The 23,837-nt window shown below is 36.3% G+C and carries 26 protein-coding genes; 9 read left to right on the forward strand and 17 right to left on the reverse strand.

Going from position 1 to position 23,837, the window contains the following annotated elements:
* Nucleotides 1-81: 81 nt before the first annotated feature.
* The 17 genes from A1704_RS07790 to A1704_RS07870 all read right to left on the reverse strand — a co-directional run bounded on the left by A1704_RS07790 (nt 82) and on the right by A1704_RS07870 (nt 13,588).
* Nucleotides 82-909: an alpha/beta hydrolase gene (locus A1704_RS07790; protein ID WP_062672192.1), complete on the reverse strand. Its 828-nt coding sequence runs from the start codon at nt 907-909 to the stop codon at nt 82-84.
* 18 nt (nt 910-927) lie between these two features.
* Nucleotides 928-1,521: an acyltransferase gene (locus A1704_RS07795; protein WP_047373921.1), complete on the reverse strand. Its 594-nt coding sequence runs from the start codon at nt 1,519-1,521 to the stop codon at nt 928-930.
* A gap of 96 nt (nt 1,522-1,617) precedes the next feature.
* Nucleotides 1,618-2,823 carry a 3-oxoadipyl-CoA thiolase gene (gene pcaF, locus A1704_RS07800; protein ID WP_062672194.1) on the reverse strand — a complete coding sequence of 402 codons (1,206 nt, stop codon included), beginning with the start codon at nt 2,821-2,823 and terminating at the stop codon, nt 1,618-1,620.
* A gap of 89 nt (nt 2,824-2,912) precedes the next feature.
* Nucleotides 2,913-3,326: a PaaI family thioesterase gene (locus tag A1704_RS07805; protein ID WP_034695815.1), complete on the reverse strand. Its 414-nt coding sequence runs from the start codon at nt 3,324-3,326 to the stop codon at nt 2,913-2,915.
* Between the two features lie 9 nt (nt 3,327-3,335).
* On the reverse strand, nt 3,336-3,644 hold the full coding sequence (locus A1704_RS07810) for a hypothetical protein (RefSeq protein WP_062672196.1): 309 nt from the start codon (nt 3,642-3,644) through the stop codon (nt 3,336-3,338).
* 15 nt (nt 3,645-3,659) lie between these two features.
* Nucleotides 3,660-4,127, reverse strand: a complete 468-nt coding sequence (locus A1704_RS07815; RefSeq protein WP_062672198.1) for a hypothetical protein — start codon at nt 4,125-4,127, stop codon at nt 3,660-3,662.
* 1 nt (nt 4,128) lies between these two features.
* The gene (locus A1704_RS07820; RefSeq protein ID WP_062672199.1) at nt 4,129-5,262 is read right to left on the reverse strand and encodes a 3-hydroxyacyl-CoA dehydrogenase NAD-binding domain-containing protein; all 1,134 of its coding nucleotides are present in this window, start codon (nt 5,260-5,262) and stop codon (nt 4,129-4,131) included.
* Nucleotides 5,263-5,368: 106 nt separating this feature from the next.
* Nucleotides 5,369-6,169: an enoyl-CoA hydratase/isomerase family protein gene (locus tag A1704_RS07825; RefSeq protein ID WP_062672201.1), complete on the reverse strand. Its 801-nt coding sequence runs from the start codon at nt 6,167-6,169 to the stop codon at nt 5,369-5,371.
* 142 nt (nt 6,170-6,311) lie between these two features.
* On the reverse strand, nt 6,312-6,776 hold the full coding sequence (paaD, locus tag A1704_RS07830) for a 1,2-phenylacetyl-CoA epoxidase subunit PaaD (protein WP_034695803.1): 465 nt from the start codon (nt 6,774-6,776) through the stop codon (nt 6,312-6,314).
* A gap of 3 nt (nt 6,777-6,779) precedes the next feature.
* Complete coding sequence (locus A1704_RS07835) at nt 6,780-7,589, reverse strand: alpha/beta hydrolase (protein WP_062672203.1); 810 nt, start codon at nt 7,587-7,589, stop codon at nt 6,780-6,782.
* A 6-nt stretch (nt 7,590-7,595) separates the two neighbouring features.
* A complete protein-coding gene (gene paaC / locus A1704_RS07840) occupies nt 7,596-8,345 on the reverse strand; it encodes a 1,2-phenylacetyl-CoA epoxidase subunit PaaC (protein WP_062672205.1) in 750 nt (249 codons plus the stop codon).
* Nucleotides 8,346-8,435: 90 nt separating this feature from the next.
* Nucleotides 8,436-8,717, reverse strand: a complete 282-nt coding sequence (gene paaB / locus A1704_RS07845) for a 1,2-phenylacetyl-CoA epoxidase subunit PaaB (RefSeq protein ID WP_062672207.1) — start codon at nt 8,715-8,717, stop codon at nt 8,436-8,438.
* Nucleotides 8,718-8,734: 17 nt separating this feature from the next.
* Nucleotides 8,735-9,337, reverse strand: coding sequence for a hypothetical protein (locus A1704_RS07850; RefSeq protein ID WP_062672208.1), 603 nt, complete (start codon nt 9,335-9,337; stop codon nt 8,735-8,737).
* A gap of 7 nt (nt 9,338-9,344) precedes the next feature.
* Nucleotides 9,345-10,283, reverse strand: coding sequence for a 1,2-phenylacetyl-CoA epoxidase subunit PaaA (gene paaA / locus A1704_RS07855; RefSeq protein WP_062672210.1), 939 nt, complete (start codon nt 10,281-10,283; stop codon nt 9,345-9,347).
* A gap of 85 nt (nt 10,284-10,368) precedes the next feature.
* Complete coding sequence (locus tag A1704_RS07860; protein WP_062672212.1) at nt 10,369-11,454, reverse strand: 2Fe-2S iron-sulfur cluster-binding protein; 1,086 nt, start codon at nt 11,452-11,454, stop codon at nt 10,369-10,371.
* The gene (locus A1704_RS07865) at nt 11,454-12,770 is read right to left on the reverse strand and encodes a phenylacetate--CoA ligase family protein (RefSeq protein WP_062672214.1); all 1,317 of its coding nucleotides are present in this window, start codon (nt 12,768-12,770) and stop codon (nt 11,454-11,456) included. Before A1704_RS07865 ends, A1704_RS07860 begins: the two co-directional genes overlap by 1 nt.
* Nucleotides 12,771-13,009: 239 nt before the next feature.
* Nucleotides 13,010-13,588, reverse strand: coding sequence for a TetR/AcrR family transcriptional regulator (locus A1704_RS07870; protein ID WP_062672216.1), 579 nt, complete (start codon nt 13,586-13,588; stop codon nt 13,010-13,012).
* A gap of 371 nt (nt 13,589-13,959) precedes the next feature.
* On the opposite strand from A1704_RS07870, the gene clpB reads away from it, so the two are divergent.
* The 9 genes from clpB to A1704_RS07910 all read left to right on the forward strand — a co-directional run bounded on the left by clpB (nt 13,960) and on the right by A1704_RS07910 (nt 23,811).
* Nucleotides 13,960-16,554: an ATP-dependent chaperone ClpB gene (clpB, locus tag A1704_RS07875; RefSeq protein WP_062672218.1), complete on the forward strand. Its 2,595-nt coding sequence runs from the start codon at nt 13,960-13,962 to the stop codon at nt 16,552-16,554.
* A gap of 137 nt (nt 16,555-16,691) precedes the next feature.
* Nucleotides 16,692-16,844, forward strand: coding sequence for a hypothetical protein (locus A1704_RS24435; protein WP_157885762.1), 153 nt, complete (start codon nt 16,692-16,694; stop codon nt 16,842-16,844).
* Between the two features lie 203 nt (nt 16,845-17,047).
* Nucleotides 17,048-17,584, forward strand: coding sequence for a hypothetical protein (locus A1704_RS07880; RefSeq protein WP_062672220.1), 537 nt, complete (start codon nt 17,048-17,050; stop codon nt 17,582-17,584).
* 18 nt (nt 17,585-17,602) lie between these two features.
* Nucleotides 17,603-18,247 (forward strand): hypothetical protein, encoded by a 645-nt coding sequence (locus A1704_RS07885; protein WP_062672222.1) that lies wholly within the window; start codon nt 17,603-17,605, stop codon nt 18,245-18,247.
* Between the two features lie 32 nt (nt 18,248-18,279).
* Nucleotides 18,280-19,011 carry a sensor histidine kinase gene (locus A1704_RS07890; protein ID WP_238590588.1) on the forward strand — a complete coding sequence of 244 codons (732 nt, stop codon included), beginning with the start codon at nt 18,280-18,282 and terminating at the stop codon, nt 19,009-19,011.
* On the forward strand, nt 19,008-19,649 hold the full coding sequence (locus A1704_RS07895; protein WP_062672226.1) for a response regulator transcription factor: 642 nt from the start codon (nt 19,008-19,010) through the stop codon (nt 19,647-19,649). The genes A1704_RS07890 and A1704_RS07895 overlap by 4 nt, the downstream gene beginning before the upstream one ends.
* Nucleotides 19,650-19,896: 247 nt before the next feature.
* A complete protein-coding gene (locus tag A1704_RS07900; protein WP_062672228.1) occupies nt 19,897-20,901 on the forward strand; it encodes a zinc metalloprotease in 1,005 nt (334 codons plus the stop codon).
* Between the two features lie 375 nt (nt 20,902-21,276).
* Complete coding sequence (locus A1704_RS07905) at nt 21,277-22,290, forward strand: zinc metalloprotease (protein ID WP_062672230.1); 1,014 nt, start codon at nt 21,277-21,279, stop codon at nt 22,288-22,290.
* Nucleotides 22,291-22,398: 108 nt separating this feature from the next.
* Entirely contained in the window at nt 22,399-23,811 is a 1,413-nt protein-coding gene (locus tag A1704_RS07910; RefSeq protein ID WP_062672232.1) for a phosphatase PAP2 family protein, read from the forward strand.
* The last annotated feature ends 26 nt before the right edge of the window (nt 23,812-23,837 follow it).

The raw sequence follows: 23,837 nt of genomic DNA on the forward strand, positions 1-23,837 counted from the left end.
AGAAGTGTAACAGTTTACCAATAATTGTTTGCTGTGGATTTATTGTTACATTTTTACATTGGTATATTGTTACATTTATTTTTATTTCGGTTCCTGATAAGGAAACAATTTCACTAATCCTTCATACAAACTTCTGTGAAGAATGGTTGCATGATTGTCTGTTTCCATCATTTTATATTCTAATGTCCAGTTTTTCTTTCCTGCTTTTTTCAAAACATCATAGAAAACTTCTGCATCTTTTATCATTACCGGATGTTCACCTTTTCCTACAGAAACGTAGACAAACTTTTTAGTGTCCGGGGATTTTGAAAGCAGTTGTGGAGCTTGTTTTAAAAGGCTTTCATCATCCCACCACAAACTTGGACTGATAATAAAATAGTTATTGAACATTTCCGGCTTTTTTAAAAGGATTTCCGTTGCCAATAGTCCTCCCAAAGACTGACCGAAAAGGTATTTATCTGTAGTTTTAAACTGACTTTCCACGTAAGGCTTTAGTTCTTTTTCAACGAATGCAATAAACTTATCTGAATGTCCTGTTGTAGGATAGTCTTTTTGTAAGTCTTTCAAATCCGTATGAAAGGTAAAATCTCTTTTTCTGTCTACATTAGCAACTCCCACCACAATGGTTTCCGGCATGGAATACATCTGATTAAAGAATTGTACTAATCCTGTAACGTGAATAAAATCTTCGTTCATACTTCCATCTAATAAATAAATTACCGGGTATGATTTTGTTTTATCATATCCCTGTGGAAGATATATATTCAGCGTTCTGTCTTCATTTAAGGTTTTGGACTTAATGGTCCTCACTTCTCCTATTGTAAGCGGTTTTGTAGCAACAGTCTGTGCTGATAACGTACACCCCACCGCAAACATTATGCTGCATGCAAGCGCAATTTTTTTAATCATATTTAATTGTAATGGTTATTATTTTATATCATCCCAAATACTGTAATCCACAATTTTAGTTGGGATCTGCTGAACATATTCTGTAAACGGTTCGCAAGGTAGAATAGCTTCTTTTCCTTCTCTTGCCAGCTCCTGATATAATTTTGTTCCTTCTGTTTTCCAGTGAATCATTTCATCAGAAACATCACGGATCACTTTTGCAGGACTTCCTACCACCAGTTTTCTGGGTTCACATCTGAAATTGGCTGGTACAAAAGCTAATGCTCCGACAATACTTTCGTCGCCGATATAGGCTTTGTCCATTACCACAGAATTCATTCCAATCAGACAGTTTTTTCCAATGTGCCCGGAATGAATAATCGCGCCATGTCCGATGTGTGCAGATTCTTCCAGGATCGTTTCTATATTTGGGAAAACGTGAAGGGTACAGTTTTCCTGCACATTAGCTCCGTCTTTAATGATAATTTTTCCCCAGTCACCGCGAATGACCGCATTGGGACCAATATAGACTTCCTCACCTATCTCTACATTCCCGATAATGACTGCCTGCGGATGAATATAAGCAGAAGGTTTTATAATGGGACGAATCCCGTGGTATGAGTAGATGTTCATATTTTTTAATTTGAAAATCTGAGAATGGAATAATTTGAAAATTAATAATGGTTTTAAACGTTTTCAACTTCTCAAATTAACTCACTTTCAAATTCATTATACTTTTTCGATGACCATTGCATATCCTTGACCTACACCGATACAAAGGGTACACAATGCATATTTTTTATCCTGCTTCTGAAGTTCTATTGCTGCAGAACCTACGATTCTTGCTCCGGAAACTCCCAGTGGATGACCGATTGCAATTGCACCTCCGTTCGGGTTTATTCTTGCATCGTCATCTTTCAACCCAAAGCTTCTTGTTACAGCCAATGCCTGTGCTGCAAATGCTTCGTTTAGTTCAATAATGTCTATATCTTCAAGAGAAAGATTTAATCTCTTTAATAATTTCTGAGTAGCTTCTACCGGTCCGATTCCCATAATTCTTGGTTCAACACCTGCCACGGAAGATCCCAGAATTTTTGCTTTGGGTTTCAACCCATATTTTTTAACGGCTTCTTCACTTGCTAAAATCAAAGCAGCGGCTCCGTCATTCATTCCTGAGGCGTTTCCGGCAGTTACCGTTCCTTCTTTTCTGAAAGCGGGACGAAGTTTGGCCAACCCTTCCATCGATGAAGTTGGTTTAATGAATTCATCTTTTTCGAAAACGATCGGATCACCTTTTCTCTGAGGAATTTCAACTTTTACAATTTCTTCTGCCAGCCTTCCGCTTTCCTGAGCCTTAGTTGCTTTCTGCTGAGACCAAAGGGCAAATTTATCCTGATCTTCTCTGTTGATCTGGTGAATATCCGCTAAGTTTTCAGCTGTTTCTCCCATTCCATCAACGCCGTATAATTCTTTCATTTTAGGATTGATGAAACGCCAACCGAAAGTAGTATCAAACATCTGGCTGTCTCTTCCGAAAGCTGCGCTTGGTTTTGACATCACATAAGGAGAACGCGTCATATGCTCTACTCCTCCTGCAATATAGATTTCTCCTTCTCCTGCAGCAATAGAACGGAACGCATTCGCTACAGCAGACATTCCTGAAGCACACAATCTATTAACAGTCTCTCCTCCAATTTTGTAAGGAAGACCAGCTAATAAAAGCCCCATTCTGGCAACATTTCTGTTATCCTCCCCCGCCTGATTGGCACATCCGAAAATAACGTCTTCAATTTCCTCAACTGGAACTTCAGGGTTTCTTGCTACCACTTCTTTGATCACAATAGCAGCCAGGTCATCTGCTCTTACTTCTGATAATCCTCCCTGCAGTTTTGAAATGGGAGTTCTGACATAGTCTATGATGTATACGTTGTTCATTTTTATTTGATTTAGGCTTTAAGCTATATGCAGTAGGCTCTGTCAGCTTCAAAAAAGCTTACTGCCTATTGCTTCAAGCTTACTGCTTATTATAATTCTGTTACTTTTTTCCCGATTTTGTAAACTGTTCCTACAAATTTTGCAATCAGCTCTTTATTTTGATTGGTAATCTGAATGTCATAAACAGCTGTTTTCCTCGTATCATTGACCAAAACACTTTCTGCTCTGAAAACATCACCTTCCTTTCCTGCTTTGGTAAAATTGATGATACAGTTCAATGCTACAGCTGCATCTCCGGTATTATTAGAGGAAAATGCCAGCGCAGAGTCTGCAAACGCAAAGGTAACTCCGCCATGAACTGTTTTAAGCCCGTTCAGCATGTCCTTCTTAATTGGCATTTCTATTAAACAGTAATTTTCTTTTACTTCAATCATCTTAATATTCATCCACTGGGAAAAATAATCCTGATTGAACATATAATCTGCTACTTGTCTTGGATTCATTTCTGTTAATTATATGTTTATTATTTCTTCATACAGCTCATCTGATAATCTGTCGTAAACACTCATGGTTTTCCCAAGAATAATCTGCCCGTATGAAAGGTTTTCTGAGTCTGATGAATTTTCAGAGGGATAGGATTCGTTTAAATCAATTCCATTTTCGTTGGCCAGTCTTTTGATCAGCTCTTTATATTTTTCATTAAATTTTCCTAAAAGCTCAAGTCTTTCATGCTCATCAACGGAGGAAGCTTCCTGAGTTAAATACTGTTTCTCAATTAAAAGTCTGGTCTCCAGCTCTGCCCTGAATTCATCTATATTCATGATAATGACTTAATTTTACTTATTAATAATCCTATTCAAATCTTTAATTCCATTTTCATAAGATTTTTTGAAATAAAATTTAATTAAGAAATAGATTATTGTATAAAATATAGCAATTGGTAATAATAATGCTAATGCTATTGCTCCACTTTGAAAACAATTAATAATTATCGCAAAAACTGGAAGAATACCCCACACACATAATATTATTCTAAAAGTTTTATGAAATTTTGAATTCAACTTTATTATTGTCTCATATTCCTTTTGGACCAATTGACCTTCAAAAACACAAAAAGCTCCCAATGGTACTTCAGCACTTATTACTTTAAAAAAATTTTTATCTGTATATCCTCTTAAGAATTTATTAGTGCGTTTCATCGTTAGAGAATAACTTTTATCACTATTGCCATTTATATTAAATAAAATCTTTTCAACAGAGTTTAAAGATTTTATTTCATCATATCTTTTAGGAAAATATCTCATATTACATTTTCCTTAGCAAAGGGCTTTGTCTGTATCTTTCTTCCTGATATTCTTCATAAAGATTCTGAAGGGTTTCGGAGATTTTTGCATACCCGATTTCTTTCCCCCAGCTTAATAATCCTTTCGGATAGTTAACGCCTTTTTGCATGGCCAACTCGATATCTTCGTCATTGGCTACTCCTAATCTTTTTGCTTCAACAGCCTCATTGATCAACATGGAAATGATTCTTAAAAAGATCTGCTGGTATAAAGCATTGTCTTTCTGAGCTACAGGTTTTTCTGCTCCTTCGCTGTAATCGTAGAACCCTTTTCCTGTTTTTCTGCCGTGAAGTTTGGCTTCAGACATTCTTTGCTGTAATAAAGACGGCTTGTATTTCGGATCGTAGAAATAATCTTTGTACACAGTAGTTGTTACCGCAAAATTCACATCCACTCCGATAAGATCCATCAGTTCGAAAGGTCCCATTTTGAAATTCCCCAGCGTTTTCATGGCTTCATCAACCTGTTCAGGTGTTGCAATGTTTTCTTCAACAATCCTAAGGGCTTCCCCATAGTAAGGTCTGGCAATTCTGTTGACGATAAACCCGGGAATATCTTTGGCAATAACAGGAGTTTTCCCCCATTCTTTCATGAGGTTGTAAATTTTTTCTGCTAATGTTTTTTCTGTTAATAAGGATGGAATAACTTCCACTAAAGGCATCAATGGAGCCGGATTAAAAAAGTGAATTCCGATGAAACGCTCCGGTTTTTTGAGTTCTGCACCCAGAGAGGTGATAGAAATAGATGAGGTATTGGAACTGAGAACACAACTTTCTGAAACATAGTTTTCAAGCTCTGTAAACACTTTGGTTTTGATCTCTTTGTTTTCGATAATGGCTTCTATAATCAGCTCACAATCTTTGAAATCTTTCAATTCGGTAGCAATGGAAATATTAGCTAAAATTTCAGTCATTTTCTCTGCCGAAATTTTTTGTTTATCAACCAATTTGGTCAAGGTTTTTTCCAAACCTACCGTTGCCGTTTCTACTTGTTTTGCGTTGGCGTCATAAACCCATACTTTGCATCCGTTCGTTGCGGCTACTTGTGCAATGCCGATTCCCATGGTTCCGGCACCGATAATTCCTACATATTTCATAATGTAACAGTGTATCAATGTAACAATGTAACAATCATTGTCATGCTGAGCTTGTCGAAGCATCTCATTGATAAACTGCTACATTGGTACATTGTTATATTAGTTCTTATTTTCCTTTATAATTAGGTTTTCTTTTCTGTAAAAAGGCATTTACTCCTTCAATGAAGTCTTCTGTTTCTGCAGCTTCCTGCTGAAGATCACCTTCCAGTTCAAGCTGTTCTTTCAATGTGTTGTTATAAGAATTGGCAAATGCTTTTTTCGTAAGCTTGATGGCTGCTGTCGGCATGTTTGCCATTCTTTCAAGAATTTCCATAGATTTCGGCACAAATTCTTCTTCAGTGAACACTTCTGCTACAAGGCCATGCGCTTTAGATTCTTCTGCAGATAATTTTTTACCTGTAAATGCTAAATAATTGGCCAATTGTCTACCTAGAAGTTTCGGTAAGAAGTAAGTTCCTCCTGTATCAGGAATCAAACCGATATTTGAAAATGCCTGAGCAAAATATGCTTTCTCATTCGCTAAAACGAAGTCAGAGATTAAAGCCAACATTGCTCCAGCTCCTACTGCAGGACCGTTTACTAAAGCAATAACCGGTTTTTTGCAACGGGTAACTTCCATTACCAATGGATTATAATAGTCTACCACAATTTTTCTGATGATGTCATGATCATGGTGTTCTTTGCCTACTACAAAAGCTTCATCCAGATTCTGACCTGAGCAGAATGCTCTTCCTCTTCCGGAAATGGCAACACATCTTACCGTTTCGTCTTCGCTGCACTCTTTAACAAAGTCTCTAAGATCTGATAAAGCCGGTTTTGTAAGGGCGTTCATCGTTTCCGGTTGGTTAAGATATGCGATTTTCAGCTTTCCGTCAAAATGCGTTTCAATATCAAGTTGTGTATACATAGTTTTTATTAATTTATTATTTAACAACGCACTAATTTAACAATATAAATCAATGTAACGGTCTAATAATTTAACATTCTAACAATTCCTTCGTTATGCTTTGCATAGCCGTAAAATTTGTTGTGTATGGGTTGATTATTCATCAATGACATTTAAAATAATCAAATGGCTCCAGGCAGTCTAAGCATTGATAAGAGGCCTTACACAAAGTAGACCCAAATCTGCTGATCTGTTTGGTATGCTCGGAACCACAGCGCGGACATTTTTTCGGTTTTCCGATGTGGTGTTCGTCTGCTCCTTTTTCGGGAGGAGTGATTCCGTAAACACGGAGCTTTTCTCTCGCTTCATCAGTAATCCAGTCTGTTGTCCAGATCGGAAACATCTTGGTGACTACTTTTGCATCCCATCCGTTTTCTTTCATCATTTTGATAATATCCTCCTCAATGGTAAACATGGCAGGACAAGCGGAATAAGTAGGTGTAATGATCACTTCACAGGTATTTTCACCTGTAATCTGTGCATCTCTTACAATTCCTAATTCCACAATATCAATGACCGGAATTTCCGGATCGGGAATGGTTTTTAATAAATCTAAAAGCTGATTCATATTTTATTTTTTATCAGAATCAAGGATTATTTTCATTGCTTTCTGATAATCTAAATTATCTGTTATGCCGTTGTGATACTGATCTTTTAATACAATCAGACGATCACCTTTTTTAAAGTTATTTTTAAGTTTTAAAGAGGCTTTATAGTTAATAACTTCATCTTTATCACCGTGAAAAATAACGACTGGTGACTTAACGGTTTTTAAATATTCACAAGTCTCAAAATTATATTTCAGTAAAAACTTTGGAAGGAGTGAAAATTTCTGATTCATTTCATCTTCCATACTGTAATATGGTGCCTGTAAAATCAATAATCCTGCATTATGCATGGATGCTAATTTTGCAGCTAATCCTGTTCCTACAGAATATCCCAAAATAATAATTCTATTCTCAGGATATCGTTTTAAAAGCTCTTTGTAAGCATTCTCAACATCCGAAAAAAGCTGGTCTTTACTGTTAATTTTATCTTCGCTTTTTCCATATCCTCTGTAATCAAGTATAAACGTATCATAGTTCATACTCCGATATAATGGAGCTACTTCTCCCCAACCTTTTATCGATCCTCCGTTTCCATGAAGATAAAAGATGACTCCTTTTGGGTTTTGTGCTTTGAATAAAACAGAGCTCAAATGCTTTCCATCCTGCATTTTAATGGGTGCTTCTTCAAAGTCACCATCAAATGTAAACTTGTAATTTTCGGGTAACTTTTCAGGATAAAAAATAATTTTCTCCTGATAGAAATAGATTCCAACACATAGTATCACATAGGCTGCAAGAAAAAAAGCCAATATCCCAAGAAGCAACTTCTTCATAATTTACTACCACGTACAGCCAGGATACGCTCTCTGCATATACTGAAGCTCACAAAGGATATATCCGAAATACTCTGTATGATATCCTGTTCTTGATTTGGGCTGCATGAAATGATTTTCCGGATATTCTAAACCAAAATCTGCAAAATCTTTCTTGGTAATCGCAAGAAATTCTTCGTAAAGCGCATCTGAATTGGGAGCAATATTCAAGGCAACAAGATCATCTTCACCTTCTGCTTTAGCAAAAAGACCTTTCGTATATTCCCAGATATTTTCTATAGCTTTTACCAGACGGGACTTACTTTCTTCTGTTCCCTGAGCAAAGATTTTCATCCAGGATGCAGCGTGTGTATAGTGATATCTTACTTCTTTCAGTGATTTTTGAGCAATGGCAGCCAATTCTTCATTAGCAGAGTTTGATAAAGCCTCATACATCAGTTTCTGATAGACAGATAATACGTATACTTTAAGAATAGTCTGTGCATAATCTTCATTAGGAAGTTCTACCCAATGGGCATTCACATATTCATGCTCATATCTTAAAAATGCGATATCATCTTCACTTTTTCCGTTGTCAATCACTCTTGAAGCGTAAACGTAAAAGTTATTCGCCTGACCTAGTTCATCCAACGCAATATTTGTCAATGCAATATCTTCCTCTAAGTAAGGACCTTCACCGCACCATTCAGACAGACGCTGTCCCATAATGAAACTGTCGTCTGCAAGTTTTAATAAATAATTATATAATGGGTTCATTGTTTAGTAGATTTCAGATTTCAGATGCTAGATTTCAGATTGACAAAAAAGTCTAGTATCTGAGATCTCACATCTCGAAGTCTTTATTAATTACATATTTTTTACGTCGTTAGGAATCTCGTAGAACGTTGGGTGACGGTAAAGTTTATCATCAGCCGGATCAAAGAATGCTTCTTTATCTACTCCTTCCGAAGTCACAATATATTTACTTGGAACAACCCAAACAGAGGTTCCTTCTTTTCTTCTTGTATAAACGTCTCTTGCGTTCTGCAAAGCCATTTCTGCTGTTGGTGCCTGTACAATTCCAACGTGTTTGTGAGATAATCCCGGTTTAGTCTGAATAAACACTTCCCACATATCTAATTGACTCATTATCTATTTTTATTTTTTTAATTTAATTTGATATTGAAGCTATCTTCAACATATTTTAAAATTTTCATGAAACTTTCATATTCATCAATCCCTGGGTACTTATCTAAATAGACTTGGGGACTAAGATAATGAAACTCATTCTGTCTATTATAAGACTTATATTTCACTAAGAAATCTGCACCATCTAAGACACTCATCTCCTGCGACATTAAAACAAAATCTTTTTCATCCTCATCAAAAATAACTTCTCGTTTTGATTTTTTATAATTAAAAAATGTTTCTTTCGGAAGATCTCCAATATTTAATGCTTCAAGATTTAAAAAGACTTCTTTTAATGGAATCTTTGATTTTGGCTTTGTTACAATAGGAGGAATTGATTGAAATTCATCTTCACTTATCTTTTTTGGAAAAAACCATTGTACTAATTCGACATTCCATTTTTTATTTTCGTTAAGATAAATTCTAAAAACTTTTCCACTGTTTGTAATTCCATTACCAACGTAAATTCTTACTTCATTTTCTCTTTCAAGTTTTAAGGGTATGTTTGCAAGTATATCAACACTTTGACCTTTAAAAAAAGAAATAGCCAATAATAAAAATATCTGAAGTAAGGTTTTCACTGATTTTCTAGTTTACTTTTTCGTTCTGTTTTTCTGCAAAAGCCGCCGCAGCTTCTTTTACCCAAGCATTCTCTCTTTGAGCTTTTCTCTTCGTTTCGATACGCTTTTTGTTGCAAGGACCGTTTCCTTTTAAGATTTCCATGAATTCATCCCAGGGAAGTTCTCCGAAATCGTAATGCTGTCTTTCCTCATTCCATTTCAGATCTTTATCCGGAATGGTTAATCCTAAGAATTCAGCCTGAGAAACGGTAACATCGATAAATCTCTGACGAAGACTGTCATTACTTTCTCTTTTTACTCTGTAATTCATAGAGATTTTAGAGTTGGGTGAGCTGTCATCATTAGGTCCGAACATCATCAGAGCTGGCCACCAGAAACGGTTTAATGAAGCCTGAGCCATTTCTTTCTGTTGTTTTGTTCCACGGCACAATGCCATAAGAATCTCATACCCTTGTCTTTGGTGGAAAGATTCTTCCTTACAGATTTTCACCATCGCTCTTGAATAAGGACCGTAAGAGTTCCCCATCAGCATTACCTGGTTCATAATAGCAGCACCGTCTACTAACCAACCGATGGCACCGATATCAGCCCAGCTTAGGGTAGGATAGTTGAAAATACTTGAATATTTTGCTTTTCCTTCCAGCATATCATCATAAGTAGCATCTCTGTCTGCTCGGATGCTTCCGTCTCCCAAAGTTTCGGTGGCAGAATAAAGATATAAGCCGTGGCCTGCCTCATCCTGAACTTTCGCTAAAAGAGCCATTTTTCTTCTCAATGAAGGTGCTCTGGAGATCCAATTGGCTTCCGGCAGCATTCCTACAATTTCGGAATGGGCGTGCTGTGAAATCTGACGAACCAGTAGCTTTCTGTAATCATCTGGCATTACATCTTTTGGTTCTACTTTATTTTCTTCGTGAACGTATTGAACAAATTTTTCTAAGTCCATAATTTTTTCAATTTAACAATGTATTAGTCTAGCAATGTACCAATGATTGTTATATTGATACATTGTTATATTGTTACATTAATTTTTAAACATCATAATTAAGCATCACCACATTCGTTGTAGGGTGACATTGGCAGGTAAGAACATAGCCTCTGGCTACTTCTTCTTCGGTAAGCGCATAGTTTTTCTCCATGAAAACCTCTCCTTCCAGAACTTGTGCTTTACACGTACAACAAACACCTCCTTTACATGCAAAAGGTACAGGAAGGTTGTCTTTCAATGCTTTATCTAAGATACTCTCTTTTTTAGAATTAAGGTGGAACGAATATTCATCATCATCAATGATAACCGTTACCATACTTTCAATATTGGCAATGGCTTTGAATTCATCGCTCATTTCCTCCGTATTTTCTTCATCCGGAGCGGTGAAATATTCAAATAAAACCTGAATAGCAGGTACTTTTTTATCTTTTTTCAGATAGTCTGCAATCCCTTTAATCATTTCTGAAGGGCCGCAAATAAAATAAGTAGCTTCTTTTACATCAATATCTGTATATCTTTCAAACAGCTGCTCTAATTTTTCTGACGAAATTCTTCCTTCAAAAACAGGGTCCTCGTGTTTCTCACGGCTTACCAGGTAAATCACTTTAAGTCTTCCGTTGAAGTGCTCTACAAGTTTATCAATCTCTGCCTTTCTTAAAACATGATTCATGCTTCTGTTACTGTAAAACAGATAAGCGTTACTGTTAGGTTCCTGATAAAGGCTTTCTTTAATATTGGATAATACAGGCGTAATTCCGCTTCCTGCAGCCAGGCCAACGTAAGTTTTCACATTGCTTGGGTGATATGAAGTATTGAAACCACCCATCGGAGGCATTACTTCCAGCACTTCATCCATGTGAAGGTGTTCATTGAAATACCCTGACACCTTTCCGCCTTCCAGCAATTTCACCAATACTTCCAGCGTGTTGCCTTTTTCACTTGGAGCATTACAGATAGAGTAAGAACGTCTTTCTTCATTTCCGTTGATCATCATTCGGAAATTCAGATATTGTCCCTGCTTGAACCTGAACTTATCTTTCAGTTCTTCAGGAATTTCTACCGCCACATTCACTGCTTCGGAAGTATCTTTCTGAACTTTAACTGTTTTAAGTTTATAAAATGAATTCATTATTTTTTAAGTATTCTATTAATTTTTCCACCTTCGCACTTTGGCAGGCTGTCCTGAGCATGAACTTTTACTTTCGTTGTGATTCCTACTCTCTTTTTTATTTCGTTTTCTATATTTTTCCCAAAGTTGCCGACAAAATTAAAATAATCATCGGTATTTGATTCTATTTTTTGAGATTTTACCAATTCATCATCGATTTCAACATCAATATCCAAAGCAATACACATATGTTCTTTCTCTACAGGCGTAAGATAGTAGTTTGGAACCACTCCTTTTACATAAGAAAAAGCATCTTCAATCTGACTTGGATAAACATTGACTCCTCTTACGATCAGCATATCATCTGCTCTCCCGACAATGGGTTTCATTTTTACCATGGTTCTTTTGGCATTTTCATCGTAGTAAAGGCTTGTGATATCATTTGTCCAGTAACGTAAAAGCGGCATTGCTTTTTTGGTTAAAGTGGTAATCACCAATACTCCTTCATCTCCGAAAGGAACCGGCTGTTTGGTCACCGGATCTAAAATTTCCGGATAAAAATGATCTTCCCAGATATAAGCGCCTCCCTTCTCTTCAAAATCCTCCATGGAAACTCCGGGACCGATAATTTCACTTAATCCATAGATATTGGTTGCATGAACGCCTAATTTTTCTTCAATATGGCCTCTGATAATTTCCGTCCATGGCTCTGAGCCTAACACAGCATATTTGAGACTGATCTCTTCTGCAGTAATTCCTCTTCTGGCAAATTCATCCGCAATCGTTAAAGCGTATGACGGTGAACAACAGATCACTTCAGGTTTGAAATCTATAATCAGGTCTACCTGTCTTGCCGTCATCCCTCCGGAAATAGGAAGAACACTCATCCCCAACATCTCGGCTCCGTAATGAAGGCCTAAACCTCCTGTAAAAATTCCGTAGCCATAAGCATTGTGCAATTGCATTCCCGGTCTTGCTCCAGCAGCATGTAAAGATCTTGCCACCACTTCACTGAAAATATCTACATCTTCTTTGGTATACCCTACCACAGTCGGTTTTCCTGTTGTTCCGCTTGAGCAGTGTATACGCTGAAGCTCATTTTTAGGAACGGCAAATAGTCCGAACGGATAGTTATCTCTTAAATCCTGTTTGTAAGTAATAGGAAGTTTAGCGATATCCTCAATCGACCTTATATCCTGTGGAGATATTTGCAATTCATCAAATTTCTTTTTATAAAATTCCGACTTCTCTCCCAAATAGCTGATCAGGCTGATCAACCGGCCGGATTGAAGCTGTCTCAACTGACCCAGCTCCAGATATTCAACTGAAAAATCCATAAAACTAACTAACATTTGTTAGGTGTAAATTTAAAAAGATTTCGGAAGCTGGCAAAATTTTTATGACTTTTGTCATATTTTGAATGATTCTAAATAAGAAAGACGGTTAAAATTATGTCCAATGGTCACTCTGAGCGGAACGAAGTGTAGCGAAGAATCTTTAATCTGATCATTTGGTACGAAAATTCATCCTTCGTCAGAAATCGAAGATTCGACGTAGTCAATGACAAACGGAGTGCTTATTTTTTCTGGTTTCCAAGCAGGCCGAAAAGAATTTTCTCTCTGATTTCTTCGGTAATTTCATCCGTAGAATCGCTGCTTCTTTTGAACCAGAAATAGGAATTATTTAAAGTATGAAGGATAAATCTAGTGGTAAATGATGGTGATTTCAGTTCCCAGTTTTCTGCTTTGTAGATCTCAGAAATCAGTTCTTCTACTTCCTGCTGGTAGTTTTTCCTTAATTCTACAAATTCGGGAAGCCTTTCTTCAAGATGTTTCCATTCATTGGAATAGATATGGGTAACATCACGATTTTTAAGAACAACAGATAAGTGTTTATCCAATAAGAGATTCAGTTTTTCTCTGGGAGCGATATTGGTATTTTTTACTTCCTGAAGTTCATCGAAAAACTCCTGGGCAATACCGAAACAAATCCATTCCAGAATTTCTTCCTTTGAACGGATATGTGCATACAGTGATGCTGCTTTGATATTGAGTTTCGTAGCCAGGTCTCTTACTGAGCTCCCCATATACCCTTTCTCTTTGAAAAGTTCTACGGCTACTTCTAATATTTTTCTCTGTTTTTCTTTTAGTTCCATCTGGTAAAATGCAAAAGTAATTATTCTGAATTAAACTGTTCATTTTTTGAGCATAAAAAGAAAAAAGACCCATCGCCTAGAGTCTCAAGCTTTAGTTATTTTCTGTTACTATGACTTTTTGTTCATGGATTTCCAAGAAATAATTACGAAATCGGAAATTCTGTCAAGTTAAATTTCCGTTAAAAATACAATATCCGGAAAATTTGTCCTATTTTTTTGTAAATTTAATAATTGAATAGTTTTTGCGATACAGTCATCGAATAAATGATTAAATAATTGATGGCATTAAGAAACTAAGCCTCAGAATTTGGTTTCTTGATGTTTTTAAAAACTAAACTTTAAACAAACCATTACCAAAAATATATAAAAATATGAACTTAAACCAATATACCGTAAAATCACAGGAAGCCATCCAGGCAGCACAACAGGTTGCTATGGAACTGGGCAATCAAAGTATCGAACCTCAACATCTTCTTGAAGGAATCTTCCAGGTAGATGAAAATATATCACCTTTCTTATTAAAAAAATCTGAAGCAGATGCTAATTTAGTAAGAGAGCGCAACCGTGAAAATTTAGAAAAACTTCCAAAAGTACAAGGAGGAAACATTTATCTATCACAATCTGCCAACAAAGTATTGCTGGATGCACCCAACATCGCTAAGAAAATGGGTGATGAATATGTAACGATTGAACATTTATGGTTATCCCTTTTGGAAACCACTTCTGAAGTATCAAAAATGCTGAAAGATATGGGTGTGACCAAAAATCTTTTGGAAGGTGCTATCAAAGAATTAAGAAAAGGAAGCAAAGCAACTTCTGCCAGTTCAGAGGAAACTTATCAATCCTTAAATAAGTATGCTAAAAACTTCAACGAGTTGGCAGCAGAGGGCAAACTGGATCCGGTGATCGGGCGTGATGAAGAGATCAGAAGGGTTTTACAAATCCTTTCCAGAAGAACCAAAAACAACCCCATCCTTATTGGAGAACCAGGTGTGGGTAAAACAGCGATCGCGGAAGGAATTGCCCATAGAATTATCAGTGGTGACGTTCCTGAAAACCTGATGGATAAAACTTTATTCTCGTTGGATATGGGAGCTTTGATCGCCGGAGCAAAATATAAAGGTGAATTTGAAGAGCGTTTAAAATCCGTTGTGAATGAGGTAATTAAGTCTGATGGTCAGATTATTCTTTTCATTGATGAGATCCACACTTTGGTAGGAGCCGGAGGTGGTGAGGGAGCAATGGATGCTGCCAATATCTTAAAGCCTGCTTTGGCAAGAGGAGAATTAAGAGCGATTGGTGCCACGACATTGAATGAATACCAAAAGTATTTTGAAAAAGATAAAGCGTTGGAAAGACGTTTCCAGAAAGTAATGGTGGAAGAACCGGATACTGAATCTGCAATTTCCATCCTTCGTGGGATTAAAGATAAATATGAAGCGCACCACAAAGTAAGAATCAAAGACGAGGCAATTATTGCTGCGGTGGAAATGTCTCAAAGATACATTTCAGACCGTTTTTTACCGGATAAAGCGATTGACCTTATTGACGAGGCTTCTGCAAAACTGAGAATGGAAATCAATTCCAAGCCGGAAGAGCTGGACGTGCTGGACAGAAAACTGATGCAGATGGAAATTGAGCTGGCCGCTATTTCAAGAGAAGGCAACCAGACTAAAATTGATCACCTCAAAGAAGATATTGCCAAAATATCCGAACAGAGAAATGAGATCAATGCCAAATGGCTGAAAGAAAAACAGAAAAGTGAAGATCTTACCCAGATCAAAAAAGATATAGAATCTCTGAAACACGAAGCAGAAAGAGCTTCCAGAGCCGGAGATTATGCAAAAGTAGCGGAGATCCAATACGGAAAGCTTCGTGAAAAAGAGGAAGAACTTACCAAGGTTGAACTTGAAATGCAGAATCATCAGAATGAGCTGATCAAAGAAGAAGTTACTGCTGAAAACATCTCTGAAGTAATTGCGAAATGGACAGGTATTCCTGTCACCAAATTGCTACAATCAGAAAGAGATAAGTTATTGAATCTTGAAACTGAGCTACACCACAGAGTTGTAGGACAGGATGAAGCTATTCAGGCAGTTGCTGATGCGATCAGAAGAAACAGAGCCGGTTTAAGTGATGATAAAAAGCCAATTGGATCTTTCTTATTCCTGGGAACAACCGGAGTCGGTAAAACCGAGCTGGCAAAAGCACTGGCAGAGTTCTTATTCGATGATGAAAACAATATGACCAGAATTGATATGAGTGAGTATCAGGAACGTCACAGTGTGTCGAGATTGGTAGGAGCGCCTCCAGGATACGTAGGTTATGATGAAGGTGGACAATTGACTGAGGCAGTAAGAAGGAGACCTTATTCTGTAGTGCTTTTAGACGAGATTGAAAAAGCACACCCTGATGTTTTCAACACATTGCTTCAGGTTCTGGATGATGGACGTCTGACGGATAATAAGGGGCGGGTAGTGAATTTTAAAAATTCTATCATCATCATGACTTCTAATTTAGGTTCACACCTGATTCAGGAGAATTTTGAAAACCTTACAGAGGAAAACCAGGATGAAATTGTGGATAAAACAAAAGATGAAGTTTTTGATCTTTTAAAACAGACCCTGCGTCCGGAATTCCTGAACAGAATTGATGAAATTGTACTTTTCCAGCCTCTAAGAAAAAAAGAAATCGGAAAAATTGTTCAGTATCAGCTGAGAGGGTTTAATGAAATGTTGTCTAAACGAAACATCATTATGACTTTCACTCAGGATGCGGTAGATTATCTGATGGATAAAGGTTATGATCCTGCTTTCGGAGCAAGACCATTGAAAAGAGTAATCCAACAGGAAGTTCTAAACAAATTATCTAAAGAAATTCTTGCCGGAAATGTGAATGACGGAGACAGAATTACGCTTGATTATTTTGTAGAAACAGGATTAGTTTTCCGACCTACCGAACAATAAAATAGTTTTTTTCATATACATTATTTTTGTGAATAAGTGCTGCAGAATACTCTGCAGCACTTATTTTTTTTACTTTTTATCCTAATTAAGTGAAATAAACTTATCTTTACTATACTAATAACTAAAACAGAATCAGTATGAAAAAGCTAAAAAGAAATGATTTGAAGAAAATTGATGGCGGTCTTATCACTCCTATCATTATGTGTGATGAAAATATGAATTGTCCGGTCAATTTATGTTGTACATCAGGATACATTTGCAGGGACTGGAGAAAGTATCCATGCATTTAAAGAATAGGCGGAGAAAGGTATTTTCTCCGTTTTTTTTGTAACATCCATACAGATTTCAATCGCATGAAAGCTGTATTCTTTACATACAATCCGTAAAAACACGGTAAAAATAACAGTGTAATTCCCAATTAGCAAATACATTTTCTATAATATTTTTTACGAGATTTGCATATTAATTGAGTTTTACCGTAAACCACTAAGCTATGAATACAGAATCAAACAACCCATTACAGCCTGGCACTATGTCAAAAAGCCTTATCCAGGCTCTGATTGACAACTACCGTCAAAATCATCTAAATGTTATTAACACTGCTTTAGGGACACAAGATGCTCATTCCATCTGGTTTGACCTTCCGAAATTAAAAAATTTCATTGCTACTATTGAAGCTGAAGCTGCAAAAGTGAATCCGGATGTATCTACGGAAGATTTAGGAATAAGATTTTATTATGCTGCTTATCCAAAAGAAGACAACTGGTCTATAATGGACTCTCACCCTGTTCCTACCGAATATGCAGGAAAGCATACATTAGTAATGATTCCGACGTTAAAAAAAGCTGATGAAACAGGAGAGTTTCATGATTACGATTTCAATCAATCTCCAGATATCGATGGCAAACCTTTAGCATTAAATGCACGATCTGCCAAAGGTATTGGAGGAGAAGAAGATGATGATACAGGTCTTGGAGAAAATAATGGACAACTAACGCCTCCCAAGAACTCGTTTGGTGAATTATATTAATAATTAAATAACAAATACATGACGGATTTCCAAGAGTTTGCAAGCAAAAGCATGCTTTGGGCTGAGGGACTTGCTGCGTTTGTTGGCCTTTTGTATTACAATCGTATAAGAAAAGAATATTGGAAATTTTTTGTATTTTTCTTAGTTTTTATCTTTCTTAGTGAAGCATATGGCAGATGGGGAAAATTTGCTTATTTTTCTAAAGCCTATTTTTATAATTATTTTTTAATGCCTATCCAGTTTATTTTTTTTTACTGGTTATATGCAGCCAAATCCTTAGGAAAGCCAAAGCTTTTTTACGGATTATCCATCCTTTATCTTCTTTCATTTATTCCCAATGAATTGTATTTTTCGGGCAATAAAATTGTATTTGCTTTTAACTATACTTTTGGATGCCTCATCTTAATGCTTTTGGTAGTGATGGAATACTACAAACAAATTAACTCCCAGGATATTCTTCACTTTAATAAAAACAGAATGTTTTATATTAATTTAGGTATAACACTTTCTTATATAGGAACGCTACCTTTTATGGCATTTTATTCAATTCTGTTGAATTATATGGAAATCTGGGATATTTATTTTAGTTATTTTCTAATGTCAGGTGTGGTCATGTATATTTTATTTGCAAGTTCTTTCATATGGGGAAAACAGAGCTCTTAATTGTTATCATTCTATTCAATTTACTTTTTGTAATGTTTGTAACAGCGGTATTAATTTATATCAGAAGTTACAAACAACGCAAAAAGGAACATCTGAATGAAATTGAAAGAAAAAATGAACTTCATCAGAGAGAACTTCTGTCTACCCAATTGGAAATACAACAAGCCACCATGCAGCAGATTGGTCGGGAACTGCATGACAATATCGGCCAGAAACTTACCCTCGTAAGTCTGTATGTACAACAGATGCTTTATGAAAACAAAGTTTCTGAAGCAAGTGAAAGAATTGATCAGGTTTCACAGATTATTAATCAATCTCTGCAGGATCTTAGAAGCTTGTCAAAAACATTGACAGATGATAATATCAACCAGAAGGAAATTGTAACTTTGATACAGGAAGAAGTTGATAACACCAATTCCTTCAAAAAATGTCATGTAAGTTTTGAACACAATTTCAAACAACTGGATCTGGGCTTTGTTCATAAAAATGTTTTACTAAGGATTACTCAGGAATTTATTCAAAACAGTATAAAACATTCCCATTGTAAAAATATTTTTATAAACCTGAATACTTCAGAAGATACTCTTTGGGAGCTTGACATTCGTGATGATGGAATCGGGTTTGACACCTCACAGATCAAGTCCAACGGAATAGGACTCACGAATATGAAAAACAGAGCTGAAATCATAGGAGCAAGTTTCTGTATGGAAAGCCAGGAAAATGCAGGAACACAAATCAATATTATTTTAAAAAAACAGTTATGAAAAAATCTATTGTCATTGTTGACGACCATATACTTATTGCAAAAGCTCTGGAAGGAATTATTGGTAACTTTAGTGAATTTGAAGTAATCTATGTAAGTGAAAACGGAAAAGATCTTATCCAGAAATTCGAAGAAGGCAATACCATTCCTGATATTATTCTTTTGGATATCAGCATGCCTATTATGGACGGTTTTGAAACCGCAGCCTGGCTTAGCAAAAATCATCCTGATATTAAAATCATGGCTCTCAGTATGCAGGGAGATGACAATAGTGTGATTAAGATGATTAGGAGCGGTGCCAAAGGTTATCTGCTAAAAAACACCCATCCAAGAGATCTTGAAACTGCACTTACCCGTCTCAATAGTGATGGCTTTTTTTATCCGGACTGGGCTTCAAAGATCATATTCTCCAATCTTAACAAGGAGACAGAATCTGAGATCGCAATAAGAATTTCGGACAGAGAAAAAGAATTCCTGAAATATACAGTCACTGAACTCAGTTATAAAGAAATTGCAGATAGAATGTGCTGCAGCCCAAGAACAGTAGAAAGTTATCGTGATCAGCTATGTGAAAAGCTGGATCTTAAAACCCGTGTAGGGCTTGCCGTTTTTGCCATTAAAAATGGTTTCGCAAATTAGACTCTACCATAAAAAAATTCTTTCAAAAGCAAATTTAAACGAAAAGTATTCTTATAAAATAATTAAAACTAAGATCATATTAGTATACTATTTCAAATTAATTAAAATTCAATACATTTCAAAAAACATTAAATTAAAACCAACAACACTCAACAATATTTAACAAAATCACAAATAAAATAGAAAATCATTTGCATATTAATTTTAAATAATATAATTTCACATTCTCAACCTAAATGATTTTGATATGAAAAAACTATTATTTGGAGCTTTTATGCTCACTGTAATGGCTGCATGTAACAATGACAGCATTACCAATCAAAATGAAAACAAAACCGACGAAGCTGCAACTCTTGCAGGTTTAGCTCAAAGAGGCTGTGCTTCTGAGGAGATCAGACAGGAAGCATTGAAAAAAAGCCCTGAACTTCAACAAAGATTTGCGGCATTAGAAAGCAATACAGAAAAATTCGCCAATGATGTGAAATTCGGAAAAGTTCTTGCTGATGGTACTGTAGAAATCCCTGTTGTCGTGAATGTTATCTACAAAACTACAGCTGAAAACGTTTCTGATGCAAGAATTGCAGAGCAAATTGCAGTATTGAACGCAGACTATGCGGGTACGAACAGTGATATTAATAAAATTCCAACCGAATTCCAACCCGTAAGTTCTGGTGATACAAAAGTAAAATTCAGACTGGTAAACACCGTTAGAAAATCCACTTCAAAAACAAGCTGGGCAACTAATGATGATATGAAAAAAGCCTCTAAAGGAGGAATTGATGCTACTAACCCTACCAATTATTTAAACTTATGGGTTGTGGGCAAAATGACCAGCCAGGGACGCACTATTCTCGGATATGCCACTTTCCCTGAATCTGCAGGTTTATGGAATGATGGTGTTGTAATAGCCGCTCCATATTTTGGAAAAACCGGAGCTTCTTCTCCTTTCAACCTGGGAAGAACTGCAACACATGAAGTAGGTCACTATCTGAACTTAAGACATATCTGGGGTGATGCCAATTGTGGAAACGACCAGGTAAGTGATACACCTACACAAACTACTGCTAATTATGGAAAACCTTCTTACCCGCTATACAATACCTGTAGCGGTGTACAAAGATCTGTAATGTTTATGAACTACATGGATTATGTGGATGACGCAGCTATGTTTATGTTCTCTGCAGGACAAAAAACAAGAATGCAATCTGTAGTAGCTTCTTCTGGAGCAAGATCCGGCTTAAGAGTGTATTAAAAATAAAATCTTTTTGCATATTTAAAATCTGTCTCAAGTTTGAGACAGATTTTTTTCTATCCGTCCTCAAATGAAAAATACTAAAATCAATGGTTTCTTGTTTTTAAAACCTGTATCAGCCGGATTTATTATAAAAAACATTCTACAAAAAACATAAAAACGATAAAATTATTTACCATTAAAATACACTTGAATGTGAAATATAAAATAAACAATAGATTTTAACTAAAATTCAATACATTAATAATTCAATTAATTTTAATTCAAATAAATCAATCAAAGCTTGTTTATTTGTTAAATATTTGCGAAAATAATTTGCATATTAATTTCAAATGATATAATTTCACGCCCTCAACCAAATTATATTATAACGATATGAAAAAATTCTTATTTGGAGCCCTGATTCTGGGCCTTATGTCGGCATGCAACAACGACAGCTTAACCAACCAAAATGAGACTTCTCCGGATCAGGAAAACATTGTTCCGAGTGCTCTTAAAAGAGGTTGTCCATCAGAAGAAATCAGACAGGCAATGCTTCTGAAAAACCCTGCATTAAAACAAAAAATGGCTGATATTGAATTCAGTACTGAAAAATTTGCAGAAAATCTTAAAGTGGGAAAAGTTCTTGCAGACGGAACTGTTGAGATCCCTGTTGTTTTTAACGTAATTTACAACACTTCTGCTCAAAATGTTTCCGATGCAAGAATTGCAGAACAAATTGCAGTCCTTAATGCCGATTATGGTGCTACTAATTCTGATATCACGAAAATTCCTTCTGCATTCCAACCTTCAGCAGCAGGTGATGTAAAAATCCGTTTCAAATTAGTAGCTACCAACCGTAAGCAGAGCACGAAGACAGGTTGGAGATCTGATCTGGAACAAATGAAAAAAGCCAGCACTGGAGGTATTGATGCTACTGATGTAAATAAAAACATGAATATTTGGGTTGTTAATTCAATTCTTGACGAAAACAACCAACCTGGAACTCTAGGCTACGCTTATTATCCTGAAAATGCCGGGCAATGGTATGATGGTCTTGTAATTGGATATCAGTATATCGGAAAAACAGGTGCATCTGCTCCATTCAATTTAGGAAGAACAGTAACGCATGAAGTAGGACACTATCTAAATCTTCCTCACCTTTGGGGATCATCCGATGCGGGTTGTCAGACAGATTACTCTAATGACACTCCTACCTCTCCTGGTCCTAACTATGGAAATCCGACCTATCCTCTAAACAGAGTTTGCGGAGGGGTAAGCCGTTCTCAGATGTTCATGAACTATATGGATTATGTGGATGACAAATCTATGTATATGTTCTCTGCGAATCAAAAAACAAGAATGCAGGCTGTAGTATCCGCATCAGGGCCAAGAGCTGGATTAAGATAACCAACAACCTCGATTAGAAAATTATAAAAATATTAAAATAGTCTATCTCAATTTTTGAGATAGATTTTTTTTATATTTTTATGCGATTTAAATTTCAACACCACTAAGATGAAAAAAATAGCATTAGCATCAGGAATACTATTGCATTTATACTTTATTAAAGCTCAGGATACGATCAAAATTAAAACACTGCTGGATACCATCCCATCCAGAAATCTCAAAGAAGATCTGGCAATTATCAATTCAGGATATTCTATTCAGGAGAAAACTCCTTTTTTTCAAAAAGAATGGGTAAAAAAATCTGTAGCTCCAGCTATTCTTTTTACTGCTGCTGCTGCAACATGGGGAGAAAAAGAAAATATACGTGAAGTAAGAAACCGCTATCTTCCCAACTTCAAAGTGAAATATGATGATTATCTGCAATATGCTCCTGCTGTAGCTGTTTACGGGTTGAAACTAGCAGGTATAAAGGGGCGTAACAATATAGGAAGAGCAACTTTATCTTATGGTACAAGTTTAGCCATCATGGCCATTTTAGTTAATTCCATTAAATACACAACAAAAGTAGAACGTCCGGATGGATCCAAAAACAACTCTTTTCCATCAGGACATGCGGCAATGGCTTTTACCAATGCCAGTTTTCTGCATAAAGAATATGGTTTGGTAAATCCAGCCTACAGTATTGCGGGCTATGGTTCTGCAACTCTTACAGGACTTGGACGAAATTTAAATAACAGACACTGGGTTCCGGATATTCTGGCTGGTGCGGGTATCGGGATTATATCAACAGAACTGGGATATTTCTTTATTGATAAAATTTATAAGAACAAAGGAGATAATTTAAGCATCTTATCAAGAATACAGGGAAATGATTACCCGTCTTTTCTTGCACTGAAAATGGGAACTGCTTTAGGAACCACCAATTTCCTGAAGGAATCTGAACTGGATGATAAAAAACAAATTGGTTTCGAGGGAGGACTGGAAGGTGCTTACTTCTTTTCAAAAAAATGGGGTGTGGGTGCCGATGTATCCTTCAGCAGCTTCCCTATTAAATCCCAAAGAATAACATTTGATGACGAACAGGATTTTGGCAATCACGAAATCAAAACACAATCTATGGGATTTCTTTCTGCAGGCATCGGACCTTATTTTTCTCATGAACTATCAAAAAAATGGCAGCTTACTTTAAAGGTAACCGGAGGATATGCTGCAACAGCAAGTGGAAAAGTATTTTTAAAAGGAAACGATATTGATGCTCCCAACAACGAACTTCAGATCGCCAGATACAAACCCAGACCGGCTTTCCGCTGGAATACAGGGGCTTCCATGACCTACAAGTTCAATCCGGGATTAGGCCTTACTTTCTATACAGATTATAATAAGATCAACTCCACAATTCAATATTCCTTCAGCGATGAGATCAAGGAAAGTGAAGAACTGGATCAGGAACTGAACAACCTGATTGCTAAAGAAAAAATCAGTTATATTACATTAGGCTTAAGATTAACTGCCTATTTCTAAAAACAAAAAAAACCTTCGTATTCTGA

Source organism: Chryseobacterium cucumeris (assembly GCF_001593385.1).
GTDB lineage: Bacteria > Bacteroidota > Bacteroidia > Flavobacteriales > Weeksellaceae > Chryseobacterium > Chryseobacterium cucumeris.